This is a genomic window from Pyrodictium delaneyi (genome assembly GCF_001412615.1).
GTDB classification, from domain to species: domain Archaea; phylum Thermoproteota; class Thermoprotei_A; order Sulfolobales; family Pyrodictiaceae; genus Pyrodictium; species Pyrodictium delaneyi.
Genome location: NZ_CP013011.1, coordinates 181949 through 208537, shown reverse-complemented (window position 1 = coordinate 208537; position 26589 = coordinate 181949). Strand labels below are relative to the sequence as shown.

The 26589-nt window shown below is 55.8% G+C and carries 26 protein-coding genes; 16 read left to right on the top strand and 10 right to left on the bottom strand.

The window, feature by feature from the left end:
* Positions 1-53: 53 nt before the first annotated feature.
* Positions 54-392, bottom strand: a complete 339-nt coding sequence (locus Pyrde_RS01160) for a tunnelling fold family protein (RefSeq protein WP_055407492.1) — start codon at positions 390-392, stop codon at positions 54-56.
* A 183-nt stretch (positions 393-575) separates the two neighbouring features.
* Here Pyrde_RS01160 and Pyrde_RS10550 point away from each other — a divergent pair, with 183 nt between their 5' ends.
* The gene (locus tag Pyrde_RS10550; protein WP_143522189.1) at positions 576-779 is read left to right on the top strand and encodes a hypothetical protein; all 204 of its coding nucleotides are present in this window, start codon (positions 576-578) and stop codon (positions 777-779) included.
* Positions 780-912: 133 nt separating this feature from the next.
* On the opposite strand, the gene Pyrde_RS01155 is transcribed toward Pyrde_RS10550, so the two are convergent.
* The gene (locus tag Pyrde_RS01155) at positions 913-1131 is read right to left on the bottom strand and encodes a hypothetical protein (protein WP_055407490.1); all 219 of its coding nucleotides are present in this window, start codon (positions 1129-1131) and stop codon (positions 913-915) included.
* A gap of 33 nt (positions 1132-1164) precedes the next feature.
* Here Pyrde_RS01155 and Pyrde_RS01150 point away from each other — a divergent pair, with 33 nt between their 5' ends.
* Complete coding sequence (locus Pyrde_RS01150; protein ID WP_231656765.1) at positions 1165-2334, top strand: ATP-binding cassette domain-containing protein; 1170 nt, start codon at positions 1165-1167, stop codon at positions 2332-2334.
* 5 nt (positions 2335-2339) lie between these two features.
* Positions 2340-3161 carry an ABC transporter permease gene (locus Pyrde_RS01145; protein WP_197272697.1) on the top strand — a complete coding sequence of 274 codons (822 nt, stop codon included), beginning with the start codon at positions 2340-2342 and terminating at the stop codon, positions 3159-3161.
* Positions 3162-3176: 15 nt separating this feature from the next.
* Here the strand turns inward: Pyrde_RS01145 and Pyrde_RS01140 are convergent, their stop codons facing one another.
* Positions 3177-4547 carry a bifunctional hydroxymethylpyrimidine kinase/phosphomethylpyrimidine kinase gene (locus Pyrde_RS01140; protein WP_055407488.1) on the bottom strand — a complete coding sequence of 457 codons (1371 nt, stop codon included), beginning with the start codon at positions 4545-4547 and terminating at the stop codon, positions 3177-3179.
* Positions 4548-4979: 432 nt separating this feature from the next.
* On the opposite strand from Pyrde_RS01140, the gene Pyrde_RS01135 reads away from it, so the two are divergent.
* Positions 4980-5747 (top strand): sulfide-dependent adenosine diphosphate thiazole synthase, encoded by a 768-nt coding sequence (locus Pyrde_RS01135; protein WP_055410576.1) that lies wholly within the window; start codon positions 4980-4982, stop codon positions 5745-5747.
* On the opposite strand, the gene Pyrde_RS01130 is transcribed toward Pyrde_RS01135, so the two are convergent.
* Positions 5737-5940 carry a hypothetical protein gene (locus tag Pyrde_RS01130; protein ID WP_082419636.1) on the bottom strand — a complete coding sequence of 68 codons (204 nt, stop codon included), beginning with the start codon at positions 5938-5940 and terminating at the stop codon, positions 5737-5739. The two genes, Pyrde_RS01135 and Pyrde_RS01130, sit on opposite strands and share 11 nt — an antisense overlap.
* 380 nt (positions 5941-6320) lie before the next feature.
* Between Pyrde_RS01130 and Pyrde_RS01125 the strand changes: the two genes are divergently transcribed.
* Genes Pyrde_RS01125 through Pyrde_RS01115 form a run of 3 tightly spaced genes read left to right on the top strand, consistent with a single transcriptional unit; the run spans position 6321 to position 9182 of the window.
* Positions 6321-7331 (top strand): ABC transporter permease, encoded by a 1011-nt coding sequence (locus Pyrde_RS01125; RefSeq protein ID WP_055407484.1) that lies wholly within the window; start codon positions 6321-6323, stop codon positions 7329-7331.
* Between the two features lie 22 nt (positions 7332-7353).
* Entirely contained in the window at positions 7354-8211 is an 858-nt protein-coding gene (locus tag Pyrde_RS01120; RefSeq protein WP_055410574.1) for an ABC transporter permease, read from the top strand.
* A 14-nt stretch (positions 8212-8225) separates the two neighbouring features.
* Positions 8226-9182 (top strand): ABC transporter ATP-binding protein, encoded by a 957-nt coding sequence (locus tag Pyrde_RS01115; protein WP_055407483.1) that lies wholly within the window; start codon positions 8226-8228, stop codon positions 9180-9182.
* Here Pyrde_RS01115 and Pyrde_RS01110 read toward each other — a convergent pair.
* Complete coding sequence (locus Pyrde_RS01110; protein ID WP_055407482.1) at positions 9179-9883, bottom strand: class I SAM-dependent methyltransferase; 705 nt, start codon at positions 9881-9883, stop codon at positions 9179-9181. The genes Pyrde_RS01115 and Pyrde_RS01110 overlap by 4 nt on opposite strands.
* A 276-nt stretch (positions 9884-10159) precedes the next feature.
* Here Pyrde_RS01110 and Pyrde_RS01105 point away from each other — a divergent pair, with 276 nt between their 5' ends.
* Positions 10160-11320: a DUF711 family protein gene (locus Pyrde_RS01105; RefSeq protein ID WP_055407481.1), complete on the top strand. Its 1161-nt coding sequence runs from the start codon at positions 10160-10162 to the stop codon at positions 11318-11320.
* 42 nt (positions 11321-11362) lie between these two features.
* On the top strand, positions 11363-12325 hold the full coding sequence (locus tag Pyrde_RS01100; protein ID WP_055410572.1) for an ABC transporter ATP-binding protein: 963 nt from the start codon (positions 11363-11365) through the stop codon (positions 12323-12325).
* A gap of 97 nt (positions 12326-12422) precedes the next feature.
* Here Pyrde_RS01100 and Pyrde_RS01095 read toward each other — a convergent pair whose 3' ends face one another.
* Both Pyrde_RS01095 and Pyrde_RS01085 read right to left on the bottom strand, forming a co-directional pair.
* The gene (locus tag Pyrde_RS01095) at positions 12423-12776 is read right to left on the bottom strand and encodes a hypothetical protein (RefSeq protein ID WP_055407479.1); all 354 of its coding nucleotides are present in this window, start codon (positions 12774-12776) and stop codon (positions 12423-12425) included.
* Between the two features lie 276 nt (positions 12777-13052).
* A complete protein-coding gene (locus Pyrde_RS01085; protein WP_082419379.1) occupies positions 13053-14513 on the bottom strand; it encodes a class I adenylate-forming enzyme family protein in 1461 nt (486 codons plus the stop codon).
* A gap of 307 nt (positions 14514-14820) precedes the next feature.
* On the opposite strand from Pyrde_RS01085, the gene Pyrde_RS01080 reads away from it, so the two are divergent.
* The 7 genes from Pyrde_RS01080 (at position 14821) to Pyrde_RS01050 (ending at position 23636) form a co-directional block, all read left to right on the top strand.
* Positions 14821-15687: an ABC transporter ATP-binding protein gene (locus Pyrde_RS01080; protein WP_231656764.1), complete on the top strand. Its 867-nt coding sequence runs from the start codon at positions 14821-14823 to the stop codon at positions 15685-15687.
* A 6-nt stretch (positions 15688-15693) separates the two neighbouring features.
* Complete coding sequence (locus tag Pyrde_RS01075) at positions 15694-17622, top strand: AMP-dependent synthetase/ligase (RefSeq protein WP_055407472.1); 1929 nt, start codon at positions 15694-15696, stop codon at positions 17620-17622.
* Positions 17623-17737: 115 nt separating this feature from the next.
* Positions 17738-18625 carry a branched-chain amino acid ABC transporter permease gene (locus Pyrde_RS01070; protein WP_055407471.1) on the top strand — a complete coding sequence of 296 codons (888 nt, stop codon included), beginning with the start codon at positions 17738-17740 and terminating at the stop codon, positions 18623-18625.
* 22 nt (positions 18626-18647) lie between these two features.
* Entirely contained in the window at positions 18648-19655 is a 1008-nt protein-coding gene (locus Pyrde_RS01065; protein WP_082419378.1) for a branched-chain amino acid ABC transporter permease, read from the top strand.
* Between the two features lie 99 nt (positions 19656-19754).
* Positions 19755-21098, top strand: a complete 1344-nt coding sequence (locus Pyrde_RS01060) for an ABC transporter substrate-binding protein (RefSeq protein WP_180385498.1) — start codon at positions 19755-19757, stop codon at positions 21096-21098.
* Between the two features lie 131 nt (positions 21099-21229).
* Positions 21230-22009 (top strand): ABC transporter ATP-binding protein, encoded by a 780-nt coding sequence (locus Pyrde_RS01055; RefSeq protein ID WP_055410568.1) that lies wholly within the window; start codon positions 21230-21232, stop codon positions 22007-22009.
* Positions 22010-22253: 244 nt separating this feature from the next.
* The gene (locus Pyrde_RS01050; RefSeq protein WP_143522188.1) at positions 22254-23636 is read left to right on the top strand and encodes a hypothetical protein; all 1383 of its coding nucleotides are present in this window, start codon (positions 22254-22256) and stop codon (positions 23634-23636) included.
* On the opposite strand, the gene Pyrde_RS01045 is transcribed toward Pyrde_RS01050, so the two are convergent.
* From Pyrde_RS01045 to Pyrde_RS01035, 3 genes are read right to left on the bottom strand one after another with little or no spacing between them, the layout of a single operon-like run.
* On the bottom strand, positions 23633-23893 hold the full coding sequence (locus Pyrde_RS01045) for a hypothetical protein (protein ID WP_055407463.1): 261 nt from the start codon (positions 23891-23893) through the stop codon (positions 23633-23635). The genes Pyrde_RS01050 and Pyrde_RS01045 overlap by 4 nt on opposite strands.
* Before the next feature lie 12 nt (positions 23894-23905).
* Positions 23906-25144 (bottom strand): hypothetical protein, encoded by a 1239-nt coding sequence (locus Pyrde_RS01040; protein ID WP_055407461.1) that lies wholly within the window; start codon positions 25142-25144, stop codon positions 23906-23908.
* Positions 25141-26544, bottom strand: a complete 1404-nt coding sequence (locus tag Pyrde_RS01035) for a DUF58 domain-containing protein (protein ID WP_055407458.1) — start codon at positions 26542-26544, stop codon at positions 25141-25143. Before Pyrde_RS01035 ends, Pyrde_RS01040 begins: the two co-directional genes overlap by 4 nt.
* Positions 26545-26589 lie beyond the last annotated feature (45 nt).

The following is a 26589-nucleotide window of genomic DNA, read 5'->3' as shown; positions in this document are numbered from 1 at the left end:
TTACACCGTACTCTTTGTTAATACACTATTCCCCGCACTAAGTCTTCTACGCTTTATTTCTCACATTCTATCCGGTGCTCAGCTTCTATCTCGACAGAGCCGTGAGTTCCAACAAGAGTTACCCTGACCCAGCGAGGCTGGGCTGCACGGCAGACATCGTGTGCTATCTTGGCTGCCAGCTCCTCCTGGTATATTCTCTTACCGCGGTAGCTCTCGAGGTACTCCTGGAAGCTATAGGCCTCTATGTAGAGCCTCTCCTCCCCAGGACTATACTCTACCTCGACATTGTAGCGGTCTACCAGTCCAGTCAACGGGCAAACAGCCTCTATTACCGAGCGGAGCGTGACCCTGCTAATTGCTTCAGCTCCCTGGACGACGCGGATTTCTGCCATCACCAGCCCCGGAGAGCTACGTTACCTAAAACCAGATTATAATACCTAGTATCTGTAGGGAAGCAAAGATCCTAACTCTCGCAAAATGACGTTCAGACCCCAAGGGTTCTTGCCGGGCACACATGTATATACTGTTTACTTGTGTTGTATTAGTCTGGTACTACCTGTCTGGTGTGTAGAGTTTTGGCTTGGTGGCCTTGGCAGGGCCCTGGCTACGGCTATGGCTGGGGCCGCGGGAAAAGAAGAGGCAAGCAACCACAGGGTACCGGCGGCGAAGAAGCCTCACCGCCGTCGCCCGACGAGTTCGCCATCCATTACCTGCCGCCCCGATGCTATAGGCTATACCGCCTATCCCGGGGCCGTGGGGCAGGCTTAACCCAGAGATGAAGCTAGAGATGCTAAGAGCCCAGCGCCGCTGGCTAGAGACTATAAGAAAGATGATTGACGAGCAGATACGGGAGATAGATGAACGTATAAGGGATCTCGAGGAAGGAAAGGAGTAGCTATCTCCTGCCTAGGACTATTTTCTTTCACGATGTTTTAGTAACTCTAGCTGCCGTACAACGATACTGATGTTCTTTGAGCCCCTTACTATCCCAAAGGGGCCCTCTAGCGCCGGCGCGTCGGCGTCTGCTGCACGGCGCAGCTCTACCCTGTAGCCGAGCTTCTGGAGCCTCTCTACGAGCCTTTCTATGCCCTGGTCTATGCTGGGCGTGTAGAGTATTATGCTGTGTCTCATGGCTGTTCTGGCCCCGGGGAATATTGTATCTCTATGGTGTTACGTTTTGACGAGTTAGCCCTAGGGCTGGCCTGGTTTCCTGTACTCCCCGGGTATCACGTGGAAGAGGCATTCCCGGTCGATGTATCGACTGCCGATATGTGTTTTAGTGGTCCACCCCCTAGAGGGCTAGCCCCTGGGAGGCTCTGGAAGGGGCATGAGTTCATGAAGAACTACGTGGTTGTCGCTGAGGATCTAAGGAAGAGCTACAACGGGTTCGAGGCGGTAAAGGGGATAAGCTTCCGCGTAAAGCACGGCATAGTCTACGGGCTCCTCGGGCCCAACGGGGCCGGGAAGACCACGACCATAGGGATGCTCATCACGCTGATACGGCCTAGCGGCGGCCGCGCACTGGTAGCCGGCTACGATGTGCTCCGTGAGCCTCAGCGGGTCCGGGAGCGGATAGGCGTGGTGTTCCAGGAGCCTACTGTGGACCGGGATCTTACTGCGTGGCAGAACATGTTGATACACGGGCTTATCTACGGGCTCCCTCGCCGCGTAGTCGAGCAGCGTATACCAGAGCTGCTAGAGCTCGTCGGGCTCCGCGAGCACATGCACAGGCCGTTACGGAGCTTCAGCGGCGGTATGATAAGGCGGCTAGAGATAGCCCGGGCGCTGCTCAATGAGCCCGAGGTACTCTTCCTCGACGAGCCGACCATCGGCCTCGACCCCCAGGCCCGGATGAAGGTATGGGAGGTCATAGAGGGGCTACGCCGCCAGGGCGTAACCGTGTTCCTCACGACACACTACATGGACGAGGCTGAGAGGCTCTGCGACAGGATAGCGATAATAGACCACGGTAGGATTATCGCGGAGGGCTCGCCGGAGGAGCTGAAGAGCCTCGTAGGCGGCGACACGGTATACATCACGCTCGACACCAGGGAGTCCGCGGAGAGGCTCGCCAGGCTTCTCCGCGAGAAGAGCCTCGCCGACACGGTGACTGTCGCCGGCTCCACTGTGGTGCTCGTAGCCCGCGACGCGCCTCGGCTCGTACCCCAGGTCCTCGAAGCCGCCCGCGCTGCTGGGCTAGAGGTGCGTGAGGTACGCTACACCCGGCCCAGCCTCAACGACGTGTTTGTCAGGCTCACGGGGCGCAGCCTCCGCGACGAGGAGGGAGACTGGCGGGACTACATGCGTCTACGCATCCACGCACGGAGAGGCTAAACAAGATGGCCATGAGTGTGGAGGAGAAGGCCATGGAGCGGGGCTCGCCGAGCTGGCTCCAAGCATTCACAGCTATGGCTTACCGGCAGCTCCTGCGCTTCCGGGGCGCCCGTAGCAGAGTAGCGAACGCGGTGATCTTCCCGCTGATGTGGCTAGTCTTCTTCGGCTACGGGTGGAGCGTTGCCTTCAACCAGCTCGGGCCGATGGCTACACGTATGTTTGGCGGGCTCAGCTACCTCGAGTACCTAGCGCCAGGCATCATAGTGATGACTGTCTTCACCGGTGGCTTCGGCAGCGGCCTAGGCGTGATATGGGACAGGGAGTTCGGCTACCTGAAGGAGATACTAGTCTCGCCGGCCCCGCGTAGCGCCGTGCTCCTCGGCCGCATAACGGGGGACACCCTAGCCACCATGATACAGGGTACCTTGATGGCGCTGCTGGTCTCGCTGGCAGCAGACTACACGAGCCCGCGGGGGATACTGGCAGGACTAGCAGCCGCCCTCGTAGCCGCCTACGCCTCCGCAAGCATAGGCACGCTCATAGCGCTCTCGATGAAGAGCCCAGAGGGCTTCCACATGGTCGTGAACCTGGTGATGATGCCTATGCTGTTCCTCAGCGGCGCCTTCTACCCCCTGGACCCGCTGCCCGGTTGGGTAAAGGCGATAGCCTACGTCAACCCGCTGACCTACGCTGTCGACCTCACCCGAGGGCTCATGTACGGTGTGCACACGCTACCACTAGCCCTAGACGCGCTAGGACTAGCAGTAGTGACAGGCGTGTTCACCCTAGCAGCTGTGGCCAAGTTCAGTAAGACCTACATAGCATAACACCCGGTAGGCCTTCTATCGCCGGCGCTCAGCACGCTCCACGATCGATAATAGTTTCTCCACCGCCGCTACAGCGTTCTCACCGAAGACCCTGATCATCGGCTCTTTGCCCCAGCCGCCCTCGTCGTACACCACATCTGCCACTATCTCGCTGAACACGCTCTCAGCTATCCACTCCATCGTGCCTCCTTCCCTTGCCCGGATCTCCACGGGCTCCCTGCTACGGTCCACACGGGCAACCCGGTAGCCTAGGTTCTCTGCCGCCTCAACTAGCTCCGGAACATATCGTATGTTGACCACTGCCCTCAGCCAGGGGGCGTGCCGCATCACCGCCAGCACTAGCCGTGCAAGATGGTTCGAGGCGCCCAGAGCCACGGGGCCGCCGGCGCGTAGCCCCCGGGGAGTCTTCACTACGCGGCCGAGCACACCAGCAACGTCGCCTATACTCCTGGCGTAGGGGTACGGCAAGGCCTCTGCAATGTTTATGCCCACCTCGGGGGCGTAGGGTAGTACTAGTTCCTCGCTAGACAAGAGCCTCGCAAGAGCTTCCTCGACACTCTTTACAACCCTCCACCTCCACGCGTCGATCTCAAGCCACGCCATTGGGTTGACAGGGCAGTGCCCGCCGCCGATCCTCAGCCCGTAGTCTATGGCCATCGTTATGAGCCTCTTGGCTGTCTCCACAGCCTCCTCTAGCTCCCTGCCTTTTGCTAGCTCAGCGGCTATCGCGGCCGAGAACGAGCAGCCAGTACCATGGGTGCAGCCGTTCTTTATCCTCGGCGCGCGGTACTCCCTATACCTTCCACGGTAGTATAGCACGTCTACGCTCTCGTCGCCGTCTAGGTGGCCCCCCTTGACTATCGCCGCCTCTGCCCCATACTCCTCCACGATCCTCCTGGCAGCCCTCCTGGCATCGTCAAGACTCCTAATCATTATCCCAGTTAGCTTCTCAGCCTCCATCCTGTTTGGCGTTACGAGCGTAGCCCTGGGGATAAGCTCCTTTACCAGGGTCTCGACTGCATCCGGTTTTAGGAGTGGGGCCCCACTCTTAGCCACCATAACTGGGTCTATGACGAGGGGGAAGTCGTACCGGCGGAGCGTAGAGGCCACAGCAACTATTATCTCGCTACTGCTCAGCATACCGGTCTTAGCAGCATTGACACCTATGTCTTCTGCGACAGCCTCTATCTGCTTAGCCACGATCTCCGGAGGTATGTCGTGTACAGCGTAGACCCCGAGTGTGTTCTGTGCAGTCACGCTAGTAATCGCTACTACTCCATGCACACCCAAGGCGGCAAATGTCTTGAGATCTGCCTCTATCCCCGCACCGCCGCCGGAATCACTCCCAGCAATAGTCAACGCTACAGCTACTCTTCGGGATTTCAAGGTCTAGAACGCCCTCCGAAGAGAACCCGGTCATCTAGGCCTAGAAAGCCTGGTAGTAATATCTAGGCTGTCACGCCGTGTATACCTTTCGCTCTGCTCTAGCCCACCATGCACCTCGATCACTCATCATTCATAACGTTTTATCACATCTAGTAACTCCGTATCCATTACGAGCAAGGCCCCGATAAATGGTTGCATTGTAGAGCATAACTATATACATCGTTATTACAAGCTTGGATTATACCTATATTATGGACATACCTTATTTGGACACTCTACCAGCCGGAATTGTATATACTATTATATGCGGCTTTACAGCTATATGCGTCTTTTAAGTGTATTACACATACTACAACACAGAACCTGGTTATAGTGTTACATTTAACCCAGTAATAATGGCTATGGGTGGACTTGAGGGTCATAGTCTTGGAGGTGCCACTCGAGACGAAGATTACTCGGACTATAGTCACAGCTACAGCCGAAGAGTGGGCCGAAATAGCTAACGTTGACGTAGTCATTGTTGGTGCTGGACCGGCGGGAATGACTGCTGCAAGGTACCTGGCCGAGAAGGGGTTACGGGTAGTCGTCTTTGAGAGAAGGCTCAGCTTCGGCGGGGGTATAGGCGGTGGTGGGATGCTATTCCACAAGATAGTAGTTGACGAGAAAACCGTACCAATACTAGAAGACTTCAGGGTAAGATACCAGAAACGTAACGACCTCTATGTCGTTGACGCAGCAGAGCTCATGGCTAAGCTAGCTGCACATGCTATAGACGCAGGAGCGAGGATAATACACGGTGTACAAGTGGACGATGTGATAATACGGTACGACCCGCTAAGAGTTGTAGGCGTAGCCATACAATGGAGTGCCGTGATTATGTCTGGGCTCCATGTCGACCCCCTCTTCGTCTACAGTAGAGCAGTTGTAGATGCCACTGGCCACGATGCCGAGGTGCTTAGTGTCTTCTCAAGGAAGGTTCCAGAGGCTGAGCTGATTATACCCGGCGAGAAGTCGGCATACGCAGAGGAGGCCGAGAAGCTCGTCGTCGAGAAGACGGGCCGCGTACTCCCAGGACTTTACGTTGCCGGCATGGCTGTAGCCGCGCTCTACAATCTACCACGGATGGGCCCAATATTTGCTGGTATGTTGTTGTCCGGTAAGAAGATAGCAGAGATCATAGCTGAGGATCTCAGAGCCTAACTAAGGGGCCTCCACGCCTAAACTGCTCCTGCCTCCTCATCCACTCACGGATCCATTTCTCGGCACAGACCTTGCTACAGAAAACTACCGGCCGATTCATGCAACAAGTCTTGTAGAGTATAGGTTTCGTCGTTATCCTGCCACAGACCGTACAGCGGTAGACTCTGCGGTCAGTCGAGAGCTGGAAGGGCAATAGTATCACCCAGTGCCTACATCATTGAAACCGAGTAATAAATCAGTAGATAAGTTGGTTATAAAGCGTTGTTTACCTGGGTATAGTAAGGTTCATGGTAAGTTCATCATACATCATACTCTTCGTCTACCATGATTACAATAATGACTGCTGCATGCTTACTGATTACATACTTTAGTGTAGCCGATATACACGACACTCGTGGGGCCTATGAGGACTCTAGTCTCACCACCGACGTAGGAACAGCTATGGGGATCCCGGCAGGACCCGAGGCCCCACGACGACACGCCACGCTATAATTACCCCTCTTGATTATTCTGTGTTTGCCGTGGGCAAATGGGGGCCGAGCGCCCGGCCACAATGGGAGGCGTAGAGGCTCCATGGGGCTGTTACGGTACATAGCTGTACGTGCAGCACTAATTATACCTACTGTCCTCATACTGTATACTGTCACGTTCTTTATACTCCGCGTACTACCCGGCGACCCGATAGCAGCAGCTCTTGGGACTAAGAATATACCAGAGGAGCAGCTCGTCGAAATGAGGAGACAGCTTGGGCTCGACAAGCCTCTTTACATACAGTACATAGACTATCTTGCAGGTGTGCTCCATGGCGACTTGGGTACGAGCCTTGTGATTAGGGGGCGGTCTATAGCAGCTGACATAGCGGAGAGGCTGCCCGCCACGGTAGAGCTCGCTGTAGCTGGCATGCTTGTAAGCCTAGCCATCGGGCTCTCTACGGGGCTCCTAGCCGGGCTGAAGCGCGATACGAAGCTCGACATTGTTCTCCGCATTTACGGTGCAGTATCCTACACCCTGTTCATCCCATGGCTCGGCCTACTCCTGCAGCTAGTTTTCGCTATATGGCTCGGCTGGCTCCCTGTCAGCGGGAGGATTGACCCTGGAATAGAACTGCACGAGATCACTGGGCTCTATGTCGTTGACTCGATCCTTACGGGGAACTTTGAGGCGCTGCGTAGCGCGCTCGCACACCTGGTGCTCCCGGCGCTAACGCTGGGCATAGTGCTTAGCGGGCCTTATACCAGGCTTCTCCGCAACCACCTCGCCGTCGCGCTCGAGTCTAACTTCGTGTTTGCCTACCGGGCCCGTGGTGTGAGGGAGAGGAGGATAACCTGGCATGCGTTCCGCAACGCTATAATACCTGTCGTGACCTATGCTGGGCTTCAGTTCGCGCTCCTCCTAGGCGGCGCCGTGCTGACAGAGACTACCTTCGACTGGCCTGGTATCGGCACCTACCTGGTGGAGAAGATACAGTACCGCGACTACCCCGCTATACAGGGCGTAGTCATAGTGTTCGCGTTCATAGTCGGGCTCGTGAGCCTCATAGTGGACCTCCTCTACGCGCTCCTCGACCCGCGTGTACGCTACTAGGAGGGCGACCGAGTTGCCTAGCATGACTGTCTCCACGGTGAGGGAGAAGCTGGTAGCCGTCTACTACTCGTTGCCCCGGCGGGGCCGGGGCCTAGTACTAGCAGGCATCATCATCGTAGCAGCTATAGTCTTCATGGCTGTTGCCGCGCCGCTCCTAGCCCCGTACAGCCCCGTGGAGAGGAGTGGTAGGAGCCTCGAGCCGCCTAGCTGGGAGCACCCTCTGGGCACTGACCGGCTCGGCCGCGACGTGTTCTCAAGGATAATCTACGGCTCGCGGACCGTGTTGAAGGTTGTGTTCTCCTCGGTACTCCTAAGCCTCGCCGTGGGTGTGCCTCTGGGTCTTGTGAGCGGCTATCACGGCGGCCGGATAGACCGGGCGCTAAGCATGTTCATGGATGCTCTCTACGCTTTTCCTGGGCTAGTGCTCGCTATAGCGCTGGCTGCTGCGCTCGGCCCGCGCCCGGAGAACGCAGCAATAGCGATAGCAGTTGTATACATACCCACGTACTTCCGGATGGTTCGTGGCCAGGTGCTACAGCTACGCGAGAGCCCCTTCGTGGAGACAGCCCGGGCGCTCGGCCTAACGTCCTGGAGGATTATGAGGCGGCATATCTTGCCACACCTCGTGCCCACGATAATGGTCGTGTTTAGCCTCAGTGCCGCCGACGCTGTCTTGACCGAGGCTGCGCTGAGCTTTCTAGGCCTCGCCGTGGAGCCGCCCACACCGGACTGGGGCTTCGACCTCTACAACGCTAAGGGCTTCGCCCGCTCCGCACCCTGGCTCATAGCAGCCCCCGGCTTCATGATCACGCTCCTCGCCACAGGCTTCGCCCTGATAGGCGAGGGTCTGAGCGAGCAGGTGAGGAGGAGCGAGGCCTAGGGAGGGAAACAGTGATGGCCGACACAGTGCTGCGGGTCGAGGATCTTAGCGTCTACTACTACACGCTGCGTGGAATAGTGCGCGCCGTGGAGGGGGCCTGGCTCGAGGCCAGGCGGGGAGAGCTCGTAGCCATCGTGGGGGAGAGCGGCAGCGGCAAGAGCACCTTGGGCTACTCGCTGCTCCGCCTAGTTCCGCCGCCCGGCAGGATAGTTAAGGGCCGCATACTGGTGGACGGCGTCGACCTCACGGAGCTACAGGGCGACGAGCTGCGCAGGGCCCGCGGGGAGCTGGTCTCGATCGTGTTCCAGGACCCGTTTACGACGCTCGACCCGGTGCGTAGGATCGGCGACCAGCTACTCGAGGTGCTACTGGAGCACGGAGTGCCCGAGGAGGAGGCGCGGGGCCGGGTCCCCCAGCTCCTAGAGTCGGTGGGGCTCCCCCGGGAGGCTGCACGGGCCTACCCACACCAGCTTAGCGGCGGGCAGAGGCAGAGAGTCTCGATAGCCGCTGCTATAGCGCTCGAGCCCCGGGTGCTCGTAGCCGACGAGCCCACGACCGCGCTGGACGTGATAGTGCAGAAACAGATAATGGATCTGTTAGACGAGCTACGGCGTCGCCACGGCATGGCGGTGGTCCTGGTCACGCACGACATAGCGCTCGCCGCGGAGAGGGCATCCAGCATAGCGATAATGTACGCTGGGAAGATAGTAGAGCAGGGCCCCGCCGAGGAGGTGCTACGGGAGCCCCTACACCCCTACACCCGGGCGCTACTAGACTCGGTCCCGGATATCGACAACCCACGGTGGCCACGCCCCATACCCGGCCAGCCGCCGGACCTTCGCCGCCCACCGCCAGGCTGCCGTTTCGCCCCAAGGTGCCCCGTGGTCATGGAGAAGTGTCGCAGCAAAGAGCCGCCCGTGGTCTCCCCGAGGCCTGGCCGGAAGGCGGCGTGCTGGCTACACGCCCCTTAGCCCACTCGCCGGAACACCAGGTTGAAGCTGCTCCGGCACGACCGGTACGGCGTAGCCCTCAACGGGTCGTCAACCGCCTCTACAAGCTCCCAGCCCGCCCTACGAGCCAGCTCTACTAGCTCGTGTAGCGTATAGATGCGGATTCTGAACTCCACCTCGCCTAGGTAGCGGAGATCCATGCCCTCTCGGCGGTAGAACACCCACCGGTTCACGAGGATACTCTCCACCGGGTCAAACCGCGGCTGCTCAAAGGTCATAAACTCGTCAGAGACTTTGCTTAGAAACGTTATCCCGGAGCCATAGAGGCCCTGCCGGAGGCCTATTCTATCGTAACTAGCTGTATTGGCTATTACCAGGAGGCCTCCTGGCCTCACCACTCCCCAGGCCTTGCGGAGAACGAGTTCGTCGCAATCCTTGAACAAGCCATAGCCTATTATTGTAGTCCACGTGGTGTAGACAGCGTCGAATACCTTGCCTTCGAGCAACTTGTCTAGCTGGTATACGTCGCCGTGGATTAGCTCTACCATATCCTCTAGTCCTGCCTCCTCTATACGGCGGAGCCCGTTCTCCACGAATAGCTTCGAATACTCTACCCCGGTAACGCGGTAGCCGAGCCTAGCAAGCGGGATGGCAACCCTTGCGTTCCCCGCCCCCAGCTCTAGGAGCCACGAGCCTGGCTCTACGCCGTTCCTCTCTAGCATAGCTGCTATGGCTTCGGCTTCCTTCTCACCGTGCTCCCAGATACCCTCTATGGCCTTGAGGAAGTACTTGGCAAGGCCCCCTGGAATAATCTGTCGAGGGCTTCCTGCCTACAGTGCCGCAATACTACATCGGCCCCATATATGACTAAGTCTAAAATATCTCTTTTATATACCCGACTTTGAACACATATGTTTTGTTCATATTACAAACATTTATACCTAAGACCTGCTACCCCGTAAATTTTTGGTTTCCGCACCTAGGGCGTGTAAGAGCCGATGCTGCGTAGGATATTTCGCCCCGACAACCGTTATCCCCAGGTACACAGGCGCGTGACAATGGATCTTGCAGAGATGGTTAAGGTACGTGCAATTGCCGTACACGTAGCCATAGAACAATGGGATAACCGGCGTGAAATAGCCCGGCTAGTGGAGGAAGCCTCAGATATAGCACTCGAGCTGGCAAGAGTTGCTGAAGACCAATCCGGTTATGAAGTTATGTCTACCAGAGTGGTGCTACCAATAACTCCTCTTAGTCCAGAAGAACAACTTGATCTACTCAAAAACATGCAGCTACGCGACGATGTACTCTACGCTGCTTTCCATTCGAGTTCTACACAGGTTAAGATAGATGTCTTAGAAGAGGTGTTAAAGCTCGGGCACAATATTTATGCTGCTATCTCGGGAATAGCTGATACCGGAGATAAACGTACGCCGCGCCTTCTCTACAAGATAGGATTACTAGAGCCAGAAATGGCCACCAGAGTAGCGATGGCTTTCGGCGGGTATCCTGAGTCGCCCTATTTCCCCTTAGGTACAACTATGTCGAGCCTCCCTGGAGTCTCAATAGCATTGCTCTATCCTCGGCTGCTTGAAGAGTATAGCTACTACGAGGCTATGGACTATGTGGTTGAAGCTGCATACCAGATTTATAATGCTATAAGGATGGAGATTGAAAAGCATGATCTCTTCTTCAGAGGATTCGACATGTCCCTTTCACCCTGGATGGATGACAGTGTTGCTAGGGTTGTCGAGAAGTATTCAGGTAGACCCATGCCAGGCCCGGGTACAGCAGCTGCTATAAATAGGCTTGAGGAATTCATATACGGTGTCTGCTCCGATATAAAGTGTACTGGATTTAATCAAGTGATGTTACCTGTTGCAGAAGATAACGTGCTCAAAGAGAGAGTCCAACAAGGCTCCCTAAAACTACACGACCTTGTAAACTATACTTACGCTTGCGTAGCTGGGCTAGACATGGTAATACTCCCACGGAATTCATGGAGCATTGAACTAGCAAAGACACTCATAATGGAAATGGAGCGGGCCTCTAGAACGAAGAAGAAGAACTTGGGTCTACGAGTAGTAACAGCCAATGCGGAGCCCGGTACAGTAGTAGAACTGCCGAAATTCGGTCCTACACCAGTCATAAGCCTATAGCCCTTGGATCTTAATCAGTGGGAGCGGGAGCGTGCCAGGAACGTGCCTGCACCGCTACTTGTGGTCGAGAATCTGAAGAAGTACTTCACCCGTGGCGGCCTCTTAGGCAAGCGTGTAGTACGCGCCGTTGATGGTGTAAGTTTCAGTCTACATCGTGGCGAGACATTGGGTCTCGTAGGAGAGAGTGGCAGCGGCAAGAGCACGCTTGGTAGGCTCGTGCTAAGACTCTACGAGCCCACCTCGGGTAGAATACTCTTCGACGGCATGGATATAACGTGGCTCCCTGAGAAGAAACTCCGTCCCCTAAGACGGCGCCTCCAGCTAGTACCCCAGGATCCATATGCAAGTTTTAATCCACTCCGTTCTATCGGAGAACAGCTAGTAGAGCCATTAGAGGTTCACGGCATAGCCGAGGGGGAAGAGGCTAGGAGTCGCGTCCTAGCAATGCTTGAGCGTATCGGGTTGACTCCTGCTGAAGAGTTCTACCAGCGCCGTCCCTACCAGCTCAGCGGTGGCCAGTTACAGAGAGCCGCTATAGCTAGGGCCATGCTGCTAGAGCCCGAGCTCGTGGTAGCAGACGAGCCTACATCGAGCCTAGACGTGTCTGTACGTGCCTCGATACTCGAGCTGCTCAGGGAATTCAAAGAGAAGCTAAATCAAGCAATGATATTCATAACCCATGACCTCGCTACTGCTAGATTGATCGCCGACAACATAGCCGTTATGTACCTAGGCAAGATAGTCGAACTAGGCCCTGTTAACATTGTTCTCAATAAACCTTTGCATCCCTATACTAAGGCGTTGCTAGCAGCAATACCCAGGATATCAAAGCATGGCAGGAAGGAGGCAGCGGAATTGCGAGGCGATATACCGGATCCGAGTAGCCCACCACCGGGTTGCCGCTTGCATCCACGATGCCCCTTTGCTAGAAAAATATGCAGCGAGAAAGAGCCAGCACTTATTGAGGTCGAGAAAGGACATTATGTAGCATGCCACCTTATTTGAGACCCGATTGCAACTATTGTGCTCGCTTTAATGACTCCAGCATTAGAGTCATACCTAGGTAGTAACACAATCACGTCAATAGAGTCATTTAGCCTAGTTACCCTAGCAGCCAGCCATCATTCTGGGTTCTACCGTAGATCGACTTTACCGAATAAGTATAAGGTTGGTACAGTCCAAGGGCTTCAGCCGCAAGAGCCCGGGCATCACAAAGGTAGAATTCTTCTGCAAGTCTGAGTATCATTTCTAGTGTAGGGTTGCGCCGTACCCGATATACAAGGCGGCGCAAGCCTGGATTAGTCTCTAAAAGCAGTCTTACTAAACGCTCGAGAAGCCGGCGTCCATCACTATTGAGTACATCATTTGAGAAATACTTGGAGTAGCCCTTCAATAATGCTTCAATTAGCCTACATGCTTCCGGCGGGTAGTCACCACGGCAACATTTTGTAGCCATCAACTCCCATGTCCTCTAGAGGTGTAGACACCCCGACGCATATCTACTATCCTAATTTGAACCTTGCCATATAGCGACTCTATTAGCTCACGTAACCCGTTTTCATAGCTATCCAACGGCACTAGTGCTGAAAAGCCTATACCCTTCACATGCACAAACTTTGGTCTGACATCCTTCACATTAACTTTATTTTCTTTCGTCATCCAAACACCCTTGATGGTTATTGTGTCGATTTTTCATGTATAGTGTTTGCCTGGGCTAGTATAAACTCTTTCCCTAGTTTAAGTTTTGCTCATCTTCACCTAATATTTCGAGACGTCGTATCTGCTTGTAACTCGCTACCTTGCTATTCACCCATTGCAAAAGCTCCTCCCTCGTAGCCACAGCGCCTCGACGAAGCCACACCTTAGCCACAGGTACTTGCCCCAGATCGCCAGCTGGCTCGCCTTCTACCAGAGCGCGGGCTACTGCTGGATGTTGCTCGAGGATCAGCTCCAGGTCGCGGGGGAATATCGGGTAGCCCTTGTACTTGAGCATCCTCTTACGGACGCCACGGAAGTAGAAGTGGCCCTCCTCATCCACAGCCAGTATGTCTCCCGTCCGCAGCCAGCCGCCCGGGAGGATTGCACGCCGAGTCTCCTCGGGGTCGCCGTATCCCTTCATAACCATGGGGCCGCGGGCTAGCAGTTCGCCAACACCCTCAGCAGGTTTCTTAGGATCCTCGGGGTCTACGAGCCGCGTCTCTACACCGGGCATTGGCTTGCCTATGCTTCCGGGCGGGTTGTCGCCAGGTAGTGTGGCTGTGAGCGGGGCAGCCTCGGTCATACCGTAGAGTTGTAGCAGTTCAACCCCTGTTGTCTTCATCCACTCCTCCTGCGTCTCCCTCGGCAAAGGTGCGCCCGCACTGACTGCATAGCGTAGCCCGGTGTGACCCCGGTAGCCTGCCCGGAGTATTGCCTGGTAGAAGCCTGGCGCGCCTAGCACCATTGAGGCCTTGCTCGCTGCTAGCGCCTCGGCAGCGTGACCCGGGTTCAACCGGCCCCTCTTCGTGTAGAGGACGACAGTACCCTCAGCATAGAGGGCGGCGAGCGTCGATATCTGTAGGCCGAGCGCATGGCTAATGGGGGCCGAAGCGAATACCCGGTCTCTAGGCTCTAGGCCGTAATGGGCTACAACGGTATGGGCTGAAGCCGCTATCCCGGAGTGGGTGTGAATTACTGGAAGAGTTCTGCCGGCTATCCCGGCGTAGAAGTAGACTATAGCTGGACTCCAAGAGCGTGGCCGCGTGTAGCCCTCCCAGGGGGTCTTCCCCTCAGCTTTCTCTGTCAGCTCTTCAACAGCTATACAGCGTATGCCTAGTTTCTCCGCTACCGTACAGTGAGCCTCCTCCATCCCCCTATGAGTGATCATTATCTTGGGGTTTATCTGGCGGAGCTGCATTTCGAGATCCATACTGTGGCTCAACGGGTCGAGGACAGCTGCCTGGGCACCAGCAAGCCAGATAGAGTAGAGGCCTATGAGGGCTTCTGACTTGTTTATCGGAGCTATAGCCGCTGTATCCCCCTCGCTTAGTCCATAGTTTTCGGAAAGTGTACGGGCCGAACGGGAGGCCAACGTAAAGAGATGACCATATGATAGCCGGTAGCCTTCTGTGTCTGTTACTGCCTCAGCTTTGTCTGCCTCGCTTTGACGACAGAGGAGTACCTCTACCATTGTCTCGGGATAACCGCAAGACATTATGTATCCACCATCACGGGATTGTGTCTACAAACCCCTCTGGACAAGGCCTTGAAGAGTCTAGGCTACGACTACGATTATCCATGATTCGGTATCTTATGCTCTGGCTTCCACAAGGCATGCTAGGTTGGTTGAATGTTTTACGCTGGGATTTTTGTTCCCCGTTTTATAGATATAAATGGTGTTGGATATCGTTTAAACTCTGGTTAAAGGCTTGGGTGAGTACTTAAATAAGTCTGGGGGCTGCCTGTGGGCTCGGGAACCTGTACAGGTGCATCTCTAGAGGAGGTGTGCGAGATGGTGCGTTTTGTTCTTCGCAGCTAGTACCGCCCCAAGCCAAGAGGTGAAGGACTTCGATTACCGGCTACTCTGGGAGGAAAGTGTCACTTACAAGGAGAAGCCCCGCGGCAAGGTAGACTATGTGCTAATAGCTGAGGATATAAGAGTCGAGTTCGGCGGCATAGTAGCCGTTGACAACGCGGGGTTCAAGCTACGCCCCGGCGAGATTCTCGCCATAATAGGTCCTAACGGAGCGGGTAAGACTAGTCTCCTCAACGTTGTATCAGGGTTCTATCGGCCCCGAAAGGGCCGTGTACTCTTCGAAGGCCATGATATCACCCATACTCCTCCCCACGAGAGAGCAAAGATGGGGCTAGCGAGGACCTTCCAGCACGGCGAACTCTTCCGCCACATGACTGTAGTAGAGAACATTATGGCGGGCTTGGAGCCCTGGAGGCGCTACAGCATACTGGATGCCGCATTCTGGACTCCGAGAGCCCGTCGCTGGGAAGAGTGGGCCAGGGAGAGGGCTGAGCTAGTCATAGACCTGCTTGAGCTCCACGAGTACCGCTACCGCATTGTGGAGGGTCTGCCGCCGGGCGTACAGAAGCGCGTAGACCTTGCCAGGGCGCTAGCCCAGGACCCGAAGGTAGTGCTGATGGACGAGCCTATGGCCGGGCTGAGCAGGGAGGAAAAGGAGGACCTAGCACGCGCCATCGTTGAGGTCAATGAGACACGGGGCGTCTCCTTCGTCCTGGTGGAGCACGACCTAGAGGTGGTCATGGATCTCTGCGACCACGTTGTGGTCATGGACTCGGGCCGAGTTATCGCGGAGGGTCCACCCCACAAGGTAGCCAACGATCCACGTGTAATAGAGGCTTACGTAGGAGGTTAACGCGCCGTGACGGGCGGCAATGGGGCTAAGCCCTACGATACTACGTTCCCTTGGCTGCTAGAAGCCCGGGCAAGGGAGAGGCCAGACGCAACAGCATTCCGGTGGAAACGCTACGGCATTTGGCGCCGGTTCACCTGGAGCGAGTACTACCGCCTAGTACGCTGGACTGCGTTGGGCCTCTACACGCTGGGCATAGGCAGGGGCGATAAGGCCGCGTTCATCATGGGTAACCGGCCAGCGTGGCCCATCTACGAAGTGGCTGTGCAGAGCCTAGGCGCCGCCACTGTGGGGATATACAAGGATAGCTTGAGCGACGAGGTCGCCTACGTGTTACAGCAGAGCGACGCCAGGATAGTGCTCGTGGAGGGGCAGGAGCAGCTAGACCGAGTACTCGATATCATCGACAAGACCAGGGTCGAGAAGATAATAATTGACGAAGCTAAGGGCCTACACATGTACCGCGACAAGCTGGGCGACCTCATTATAACATTCGGGGACCTGGTAAAGACTGGCCGAGCCCTAGAGGAGCAGAGCCCAGGGCTCTACGACAAGCTCACAAGCGACCTAGACCCTGACGATATAGCCGGGCTCTTCACGACCAGCGGCACTACTGGGAAGCCCAAGCTAGCTATGCTGACGCACCGCAATCTGCTTGCAATGGCTTACCAGCTGAACCAGCTAGATCCCGTAGACCCTAGCTGGGAGTATGTATCGTTCCTGCCTCCTGCCTGGGTAGGCGAGCAGATGATGAGCATAGCGCTGCACTTCATAGCAGGGTTCCGGATAAACTTCCCCGAGAGCCCCGAGACGTTCTGGAGAGACTTCAGGGAGATAGCGCCCCACTTCCTCTTCGCACCGCCCAGGATATGGGAGAGGATAGCAAAGGACGTAATGGCGAAGATGGAGGACAGTGATCCCGTGAAGAAGCTGTTCTACAGGATAGCCATGTGGGTGGGCTGGAGGGCTGCCGAGTCCCGGCTAAGGCCTGGCCGCCGGGCGCCGAGCCTAGTCTGGAGGGTGGCTTGGTACCTGGCCTACTGGCTAGCGCTCCGCGGTATACTGGACAAGACCGGGCTGAAGAGGGTGAAGCGCGCCTACACTGGCGGCGCAATGCTGGGCCCTGACTACGTGAAGTACTTCCACGCGCTGGGCGTGAACCTGAAGCAGATCTACGGTCAGACCGAGATAGCAGGTATAGCTGTAGTGCATCCCGACGATGACGTGAGGCTAGACACTGTAGGGAAACCGCTGCCCGAGACAGAGATACGGATAGCAGAGGATGGCGAGATACTGCTACGCAGCCCCGCAGTAATGAAGGGCTACTACCGGAACCCCGAGGCGACCCAGAAGACGATAGACCCGGAGGGCTGGCTACACACTGGTGACGTAGGCGAGCTGACCCGTGACGGGCACCTGGTCATACACGACCGCGCTAAGGAGATACTAGTGCTGAGTGATGGCACCAGGGTTGCGCCACAAGTAGTGCAGAATAAGCTGAAGTTCAGCCCATACATAGCAGAGGCCGCGATAATAGGCCACGGTAGGCCCTACCTAGTGGCGCTGCTCAACATAGACTACACTACTGTGTCAAGGTGGGCTGAGAGAAGGGGTATACCCTTCAGCGGCTATAGCGACCTAAGCCAGAAGCCTGAGGTACTCGAGCTGCTGAAGCGTGAGGTCGCCCGCGCCAATTCTAGGCTGCCGGAACGGCTGCGTGTAAGGAGGTTCGTGAGCCTGTTCAAGGAGTTCCACCCCGACGACGGCGAGATGACTCGTACAAGGAAGCTCCGCAGGAAGGTGATAGAGGAACGCTATGCCGGGCTCATAGAGGCTATGTACAGGGGCGACCGCGAGTACGAGCTAACCGTTGAGATGAGGCTGGAGGACGGCAGGAGGGTGAGTGTCACCAGAATGGTCGCGATACTAGACGCCTAGGCACATTATCATGTTTTCCCGCTTGTTTTACGCCATGGAGTATACTTCGTGTCTAGCTGGTAGCGTATAGGATGCATGCAGAGAGTCGAATGGTGCATGTGGAGGCGGACTAGGCATGGATGCAGGAGTAGCCCTAATGCTCTCACTGCAGGCAGCGATAATGGGTGTGATATACGCGTCACTAGCCCTAGGTTTCAACATGGTCTACCGCGTCAGCAAATCGATAAACCTCGCCCACCCGGAGATAGCGTTGTTCGCTGCCTACGTGGCCTACATAGCCTCTGTCCGCGCCGGCATAGGACTCATCCCAGCCATACTACTAGCAGCCATCGCTGGGTTCGCTATAGGCGCCGCCATGGAGCGGCTAGTAGCTAGGCCGCTGCTAGGCCGTCCTCCCGTAGCCCTGATCGCCGCAACGCTAGGCGTGTTCTACGTGCTACGTGGTGCCTCGATAGCTGTGGCTGGCCCGGACTGGAGTGGCGGTAGTTACGAGCTCCCAGCCACCGTGTACAGGCTTGGCCCGGTAGCGCTCGACTTCAGTGACATAGTAGCAGTGGCGGCAGCAGGAGGCATTGTGGCGCTAGTGGTAGCTATGCACAGGTTTACCAAACTAGGTATAGCGATGAGAGCGGTAGCTGAAGACGCGTACGGCGCAGCCGCGTACGGGCTCCCCGTCAAGCAGCTGACTATGCTGAGCTGGGGGCTAGCAGGCGCTAGTGGCGCCCTGGCGGGGGTAGCGCTCGCTGCTAAGGCTGGTGTTAGCCCTGGCCTAGACGCGTACGTGCTGAAGGCACTAGCGGCTAGCCTGTTAGCAGGCCTAGATAGTGTCGCGGGCATAGTGCTGGGCGGCGTGATACTGGGTTTCGTGGAGCAGTTTAGCGACTACTTGCTCGGCCCTATACTCCCCGGCTTCGGCAACGTAGCTGCGTTCCTAGTCATGCTTGTCGTACTGCTCGTGAAGCCCTACGGGCTCTTCGGCACTGAGAGAATTGAGCGTGTCTAGCCCAGTGTAGGGTGATGCAGAGATGCCCGCGGGAGTGTTCAAGGAGACGTATCTCGCTGATATGGCTCATCTACGTTACCCGATACACTGGGCTGCACTGGTAGCAGGGTTAGCTCTGCTACTAGTCTTGCCGGTGATGCTAGGCAGCTATGGGGCAGGCCTAGCAGTAATGTTGATGGTGTTCTTTGTCGGCACTGTGGGGTTGAATATTACGACTGGTCTCGCCGGCCAGATATCGTTAGCCCAAGCAGCCCTAATGGGTGTAGGAGCCTATACTGCCGCCTACCTGGCTAACGCCGGCGTAAGTATACTCCTGGCAATCCCCGCTGCAGCGTTAGCAGCAACAATCGCCGGTGTAGTCCTCGGCCTTCCATCGTTCAAGCTGAAGGGCTACTATCTAGCGATGGCGAGTATAGCGGCACAAGCCGTGCTAGAGTACGTCTTCCAGACAATAGTGGACCCCTACCAGGGCATCGAGATAAACCCCGAGGCTAAGACGCTTGCAGGCATATACCTTGGCGACGGTGCTCCCCTCTACTACACCGTACTCGCCATCACTATACTAGCAGTCATAGCCGCAGCTAACATCGGCCGGAGCAGCCTAGGCCGCGCCATGAAGGCTGTGAGGGATAACGATATCTCAGCAGAGATAATAGGTATTGACGTCACGCGCACTAAGGCATTAGCATTCGCCATAGGTAGTTTCTACGCTGGGCTTGCCGGTGCACTCTACGCTTTAGCTAGCCCTAGCGTGGGCTGGGACAGCTTCACCATGGAGACCTCTATAGATTACCTGGCTATGGTGCTTGTCGGCGGTCCTGGCAGGATAATCTGGGGCAGTCTACTAGGCGCCTTGACGATACGTACTGGCTGGAGCTTACTAGCTAGCGTGTTTGCTGCTAGTGCTGCTGTGAAGTACCTGGTGCTGGGCGGCGTAATAGCCTTCTTCGTCGTTAAGGAGCCGGACGGCCTGATAGGGGTTCTGAGGAGAATCAAGGAGTATCTAAGGCTGTGGCCCTTCAGTTACTAGTTTAAAACGTGCGTTTTTAGTGCTACATAATTTGTTGTTTCAGAAAAGCTTAAGTCTAGAGCTATTATGGTTCGGGTGTGTAGCGGAGGTGGGATAAGTATGGCTTCCCGTGCAGCCCTAATAGCCGGAGTAATCGTAGTAATCGCACTCGTAGCAGCTGCAGCCCTCGTAATGGGTGGTGAGAAGACGAAGCCGGCAGAGACACCGCCCGGGACAACTAGCCCAGCTCCCTCTACGCCGGCTACGCCGGCTGAGACCGCCACTGAGACGGGGGCGGCGGGCAGGAGGGAGATAGTGCTGAAAGTGGGCCTACTGGTAGACGAGAGCGGCCCTACAAGCGATGTGGGCCGTGACTACGCCCGTGGCGCCGAGGCTGCCTTCAAGTACTTCAACGAGAAGGGTGTCTACACTAAGGATGGCGTACGTGTGCGCTTCGAGTACGTGAAACGCGACTACGCCTACAACCCGAGCAAGGCCGTGGAGTTCTACCGTGAGTTCCGTGACCGCTATGGCGTAGTAGCCATAGTGGGCTGGGGCACCGCGGACACAGAGAAGCTCGCAGACCAAGTAGCCAAGGACAAGGTGCTATACATATCGGCAAGCTACTCTGCCAAGCTGGTAGGTAAGCCCTTCAACTTCTTCCCAGCACCAGACTACAGCACCCAGGCATGCGCCGCTGTAAAGTGGATGGCAGAGAAGAAGCAGGATGCTAGACTAGCCCTGCTATACGACCACAAGGTGGCCTACAGCAAGAGCCCGATACCAGCCATAAAGGCCTATGCTCCCGAGGCCGGTGTTGAGATAGTGGCTGACGTGGATCTTCCGCTAAAAGCTACCGGCGCCGACGCCGAGAGGGCTATACAGCAAGCTATGGGGAGCAAACCCGACTTCCTATGGTGTGGAAATACCATACACAGCTGTAGTCTAGCCGCGAAGGCTCTAGTCAAGTACGGACTAGAAGCAGTTCAGGTATCCAATGTCTGGGGCTTCGACGAGCGGTTCCCACAGATGGCGGGAAGCGGTGTCGAAGGCAAAGTAGCTGGTGTATCCCCATGGATATGGCCAGAATACGCTAAGGACAAGCCTGGCTACAAGGAGGTCTACGAAGCCGCTAAGATGATGGGGATAAGTGAAGACAAGGTAAACCTGCGGTTCATGCAGGGCTTCATGAATGTCTGGCTGCTAGTAAAGGCCATAGAGAGGACAACTTCAACAGAACTCATGGAGAAGAAGGGTGAGGCGCTAAAGGAGGCCCTTGAGAGCAGCTGCCAGGGCGACCCGATACAGCTAGGCGACATAACGCCACCAATGAGGTTCTGTCCAGGCAAGCACCTGCCCTTCACAAGCGTCTACATAGTGGTCTATGGCGAGGATGGCAAGTTCCACTTCGAAGGCCCAGTATCGCCTGAGGGGTTCGACTGCGTAGCTGCGACCCAGGGCTAGCCATAGAACCCTAACCCGGCTCACATAATGAACAATGCTGTTTTTCACACATGGGGCCATATGGCCCACAACCGTTAGACCGTGTATCCTGTAGCTCCACTCCATGGTGGAGGGCGGCAGCTGTGCCAGCTATGCTCGAGGTCAACAACATAGAGGTAGTATACCACCCCTATATACTGGTGCTGAAGGGCATTAGCATCCAGGTGCCCGAGAAGAGCGTCGTAGCAGTCCTCGGGCCTAACGGGGCAGGGAAGACCACACTACTCAAGGCTGTCTCCGGCCTCATCAAGCTTGACCGTGGCCGGGTTACTAAGGGCTATATCAGCTACATGGGTGAGCGCATCGAGAACAGTGACCCCGAGGACGTGTCCCGGCGGGGCATAGTCTATGTGGTTGAGGGTCGCCGCGTCTTCAAGGAGCTCACCGTGGAGGAGAACATCGAGGCAGTAGCCTATGCATGGAGGGGCAAGAACCCTGACCCAGACCTGGTTTACAAGTACTTCCCCAAGCTCAGGGCCCGCCGGAACACACGGGTGGGTTACCTCAGCGGTGGAGAGCAACAGATGCTCGCTATAGGGCTCGCGCTGCTCGCCCGGCCGAGGCTCCTCCTGCTCGACGAGCCTAGCCTAGGCCTTGCACCCAAGATAGTCTCGGAGGTCTACGACTCTATAAGGAGGCTCCACGAGGAGGAAGGTATGACGATACTCCTAGCAGAGCAGAATGCGCGGAAGGCCCTCGAGATTGCCGACCACGGCTACATAATCGAAAACGGGAAGATAGTGCTAGAGGGGCCAGCTGAGAAGCTACGCGAGGATAAGGACGTGAAAGAGTTCTACCTCGGCATGCGTGGCGCGGAAGCAGGCAGCTACCGGCGGGCTAAGTGGTATCGTCGTAAGAAGCGCTGGGTATAACATTGTTCTGCGCGAGGAGGCTAGGTTTAACCCTCCTTCTGCCTTTCCAGGTTCTATCCTTATTTCGTGGGCAGTATTGAGGCCTTACAAGCATAGCAAGCCTTATTAGCATAACCATGTACCTAGGGCTTCTACGAGCACGGTGTAAAGCCTTCCTCTATAACCATGACTGCTCTCAGCTGTGCTAACGCCTGGGGAAGCCCAACATAGGCAGGGCCATGTCCATTGCAACGGGATGGAGACAATGCCTAGAAATCTAACTCCAACAAGGCCTATACTATACGTCGTAGCCGCTGCTATAGTGCTAGCCGCTACTCAGCTTGCTGCAAAAGCAGCTGTATTCACATTCATGCCTGGTAGTCTTGAAGCATCCTATGGGGGGCCCTACCTAGCCCTAGAGGACCCGTCTACTCCTAGCGTGAATGTCACTCTCGGGCTAAACCAGAGTTCGGCATTCATCACCGTCAAGGCAGTAGATGACTATATTCTGCTTACGAGAAACCCTGGGTTCGATACCGGGCCAGACTACTGGTACTTCAGCCCGGGGATGTATCTAAATAATGCGTTCTGGGCTACTGTAGCTGGTAACGGGTTCATAGTAGTCAATGGCACAATGCCCGGTGCATACTCATCTGACGCCTTCGCGCTCATACAGCCAATAGTCTTTCCCAGCAAACCTGGCTCGATAGTAGGCAACGTCACGTGGAGAGTTGATGTGTATCAGCTTGGGTCAGCTCTCTTTTACACTGATCTATACATATTGGCTGTAGGCATATATGATCCCGTGAATGGTATCTTCATAGCGTCTAATGATACAGGCATAATAGATGCTGCTACCTGGAACGGTACTACTCTTGTGTTTAGGTATACACTCGACCCCACCGGTATCGAGCCCGGCGTTGAATACTACTTCGTAGTATTGTTCGATGTCTATCACTTTGGTGTAGGACGTGGCGGTGGCGACTCCTACTTTGAGTTCTGGATAGATAGTGCCTTTCTAGAGGCTAAGCCCGCCTTCCCCTCGTTCGCCGGGACTATAGTAGCTGGCGAGAACCTAGTTGGCGTTCCTTATACTGCTAGACTGGTATTAACGAGTTTATCAACAGCTTATGCCGTTAACGTAACGCTCTACCTAACCAACGCTACCGCGTATGCTTCGACGCCGATAAACATCACACTAGGCTCTGTAATCGACGGCAGCACTAGTTTTCTGCCCATACAACAGATGCCTGGCTATAGCGATCTAAGAGTACACTTAGCAGCGTCAATACCTGTAGGAGCCACTGCCGTACTAGAACTACAGCTTGTGTATAATTCGAGCAGAGGTGTCGAAGTCAGGCTTCCACTCATAGTAGAGATAATCGACCCTCCTCGACATAGGCATAGGAGCTTCAACTGTAGTCTAGAGCCGGTTGACGAGCCTTGGTGGCCGCGCATTATGGCTAAAGGCTTTATATCATTAGCACGTATGCATATAGATGTCCATAACCTCCTAGAAACGCTTCCAGAACTCCGGCACAGCATAGATGAGCTAGCAGAGAAGGTTCTTGAAAGCATAGAAGACATGTATAGTGTCTACAACGCCTCGAACACTACCATAGACCATCCAGCAGTAGATGATGACTAGCTGCTAGACAGCTTCCCGCCCTGCTTTATACGTTCCACTATTATCCAGTCACGTAGTAATGTAACAGCTGCCGCCGTGAAAGTAAACCCTGCTAACCCCGCCATAAGCCCGGCAGTAACCTTGGGTGGCTCTGCTGCCAGGTAGCCTATACTGTAAAGGAAGAATCGGTAGCCCAGGTATGCCATCGCAGTACCCGCTACCAGCGAGACTAGCGAGCGTAGGAGTTCTAGAGCGGCCGAGAATCCTCCACGAGGCATGGCCTACTCCCTTCACCCCCAGAGTAGGGTTACGATGAACCTTAGTATGTACTCGGCTTGCTGGTAGCCCCGGCTAAGCATCTCTTCCAGCCTTGTTGTAAGGCTTACCAGCTCGCTGCTATCTGGTATCAACGGCTCTTGCCCCCTCAATATATTAACTGCATTACCGATCGATACACGAGCAGCGTCGGTTATAGGGACTCCTCGGAGAGCTAGAACTAATACAGGGTATACTATCATCCAGAGGACTAAGGCCGTCACAGAAGCTATTGCTAATTGTCTCCAATTTATCCTAGCGAAGGCCATCGATTCTATCAAGCGGCGAGCAACCCGGTATCCAAGCATTGAAGCAGCCGAAACTAGTACAAGCCGTGCTAGGAAGTCAGCCCACCATGGGGCTCCTGGTATCAGGGTTCCGCCAGCCAGAGACGAGACAGTCTCTACGACTACGTAGCCGGCGATGGCTGCTGGTATGGTGCCGATTAGTGCTAGGCTTGAGCGGAGCATGCGATGATACCACTTATTCATCTCTCTAACCTCTGTGGCCTCCCTCTCTAGCAGTTCTCTGGCCCTACGGGCTAGCTCTTCGGGGCTAGCAGCGAGTGCGTAGACTAGTGGACCCGCTATCCGGGAGGCAGCATAGTAGAACACGTATGCCGTAACTGCCAGTATTGCGAGCCTTACCGAGAGCATTTGCCCGGCGGCCTCCCAGACCTTGGCTAGCTGTTCCGGCAGTGCCTCGGGGGGTTCGAGGAGGAACCGGTAGAGCTGCGCGACTAGCAGCGAGCCGTAGTAGACGGCTGCTGCGAGTACCGCGTAGCTGGCTATAACCACTGCTATGGTTGCTACGGTGCAGCCACCGCTGCAAAATACCCTCCGCCTAGCCGCGCCATAGGCTTCTGTCTCGTAGCGTAGCGACGCGGTGTAGAGCATGGTGGAGGCTACAACTAGGACTAGTATGCTCCAGGGATCTAGCCCTATTAGAGCTGCTATACCTGCGCCAAGACCGAGCAGTATGTAAGCAATGTAGGCTTGGCCCATCATCACGAGCGCAGCTGTGGCCAGTACTGCTATCACGTGTATCGAGCCCGTCACAGCTGCTATGGCGGGATGTGCACCCGTCACGCTGTAGAGGTAATTGCCTAGGTAGCCTGCTATACGTATGTACGCTAGGTAGGCAGCTGCTGACGCAGCCGCCGCTGATAGTATCCGCGTGATGTTGTACAGTACCAGCACTGTGGAGATTCTCAAGCAGTCACACCCCTCATCCTCTCGAGCCTCTCTAGCAAGATTGTGAGCAAGTCACTGGGCCCTGCAGCTGCTACGTGTACACCGTGGCGGCGCAGCTCGCGGAATATACCCGTATACGTCTTTATCTTCTCGTAGGCTAGCAGTCTGTATACAGCTGCCGCTGTGCCTCGAAGGGCGCTGGCTTCGAACAGGGTTGTGAGGGGCGAGACTGCGTAGACCTCGTGGCGCAGTGCTTGGAGGCGGGCAAGTGCGGAGGCGTAGATGACTGCTGTCTCCTCCTCTTCACCGAAGTCGCTTATCAGGAAGACTATCGTTTTGCCCCGTGGCAGCGTCCTTAAGAGAACAGAGGCTATGGCCTCAGCACGGGCCTGGGGCGGCTGTGTAGCTTCATCGGCTTGGGGCCAGGCGAGCTTCTCTGCTACGAATCTGCGCGCAGCAGAGCCACTGGCACGGCCGTGAAGCCAGGGAGACGCATAGACAGTTCCTTGAGGATCCACAAGGTAAATACGGAAAGTGTCACCACGTCTCGCCAGGTACTCTGATAGCGATGCTACTAACCGAGCCGCATATTCTATCTTAGTCTCACCCAACACGCCACGGAACATCGTGGGGAGAGCGTCAAGTACTATTGCTACGCGGAGTACTGACTCTTGCTCAAACACCTTCACCATGAGCTTGCCGGTCCGGGCTGATGCTTTCCAATCCACAAGCCTTATGTCGTCGTCAGGGCTGTACTCCCGCAGCTCCATAAACTCTGTGCCTATGCCACGGCGTCGGAGCCGAGTTACGCCTCCGGGTTGAAGAACCGTGGGTAGTGCGGAACGGCGGCCAGGTACATCCAGAGTACGAGGTTGGACATTCACAATGGGAAGCCCAGTCTCAATTAGCCTCTCGGCGCGAAAGAAGCCAAACAAGTCTTCCACAATCAAGCGGAGAGGGCCAACCCATTCATGCTTACCCACGACTGGTATGACGCTATAACTTACCTCAGTTGCGCCGAGGGCGGGGAGAACGACGACAGCTCTTGGAGGACTGGACTCGTCCCAGCGGAAGAGCCGAGGAGGCGTATCGTAGACCTCTAGGTGCTCTATGGGGATAAGCCCGGGGTTCTCTAGGATTATCTTCACAGTTGCACGTCGGCCTTCTACTAGCGGGTGTTCTATGGCCCAACGGACTTTCACTCTCGAGAGAGCTGCAGCTCTGGCTAGGAAGATCTCGTGCTCAACGACGATGAGGAGGAAGAGGGCTACACCTGCCGCCAAGAGCTTGGGGGCGGCATCGGAGCCTGCAAGTAGCCCGGCTGCTAGCAGGCTCGCAGAGAGGAAGAGAACAGCGTGACCACGAGGAGTAAGCGGTGCTATAAACTCGCTAATTCGCTCAAATATACCCGAGTCGATCAATACCCTTGCCGCCCCCAGATTATAGAACCTATAAGGTATCTATGC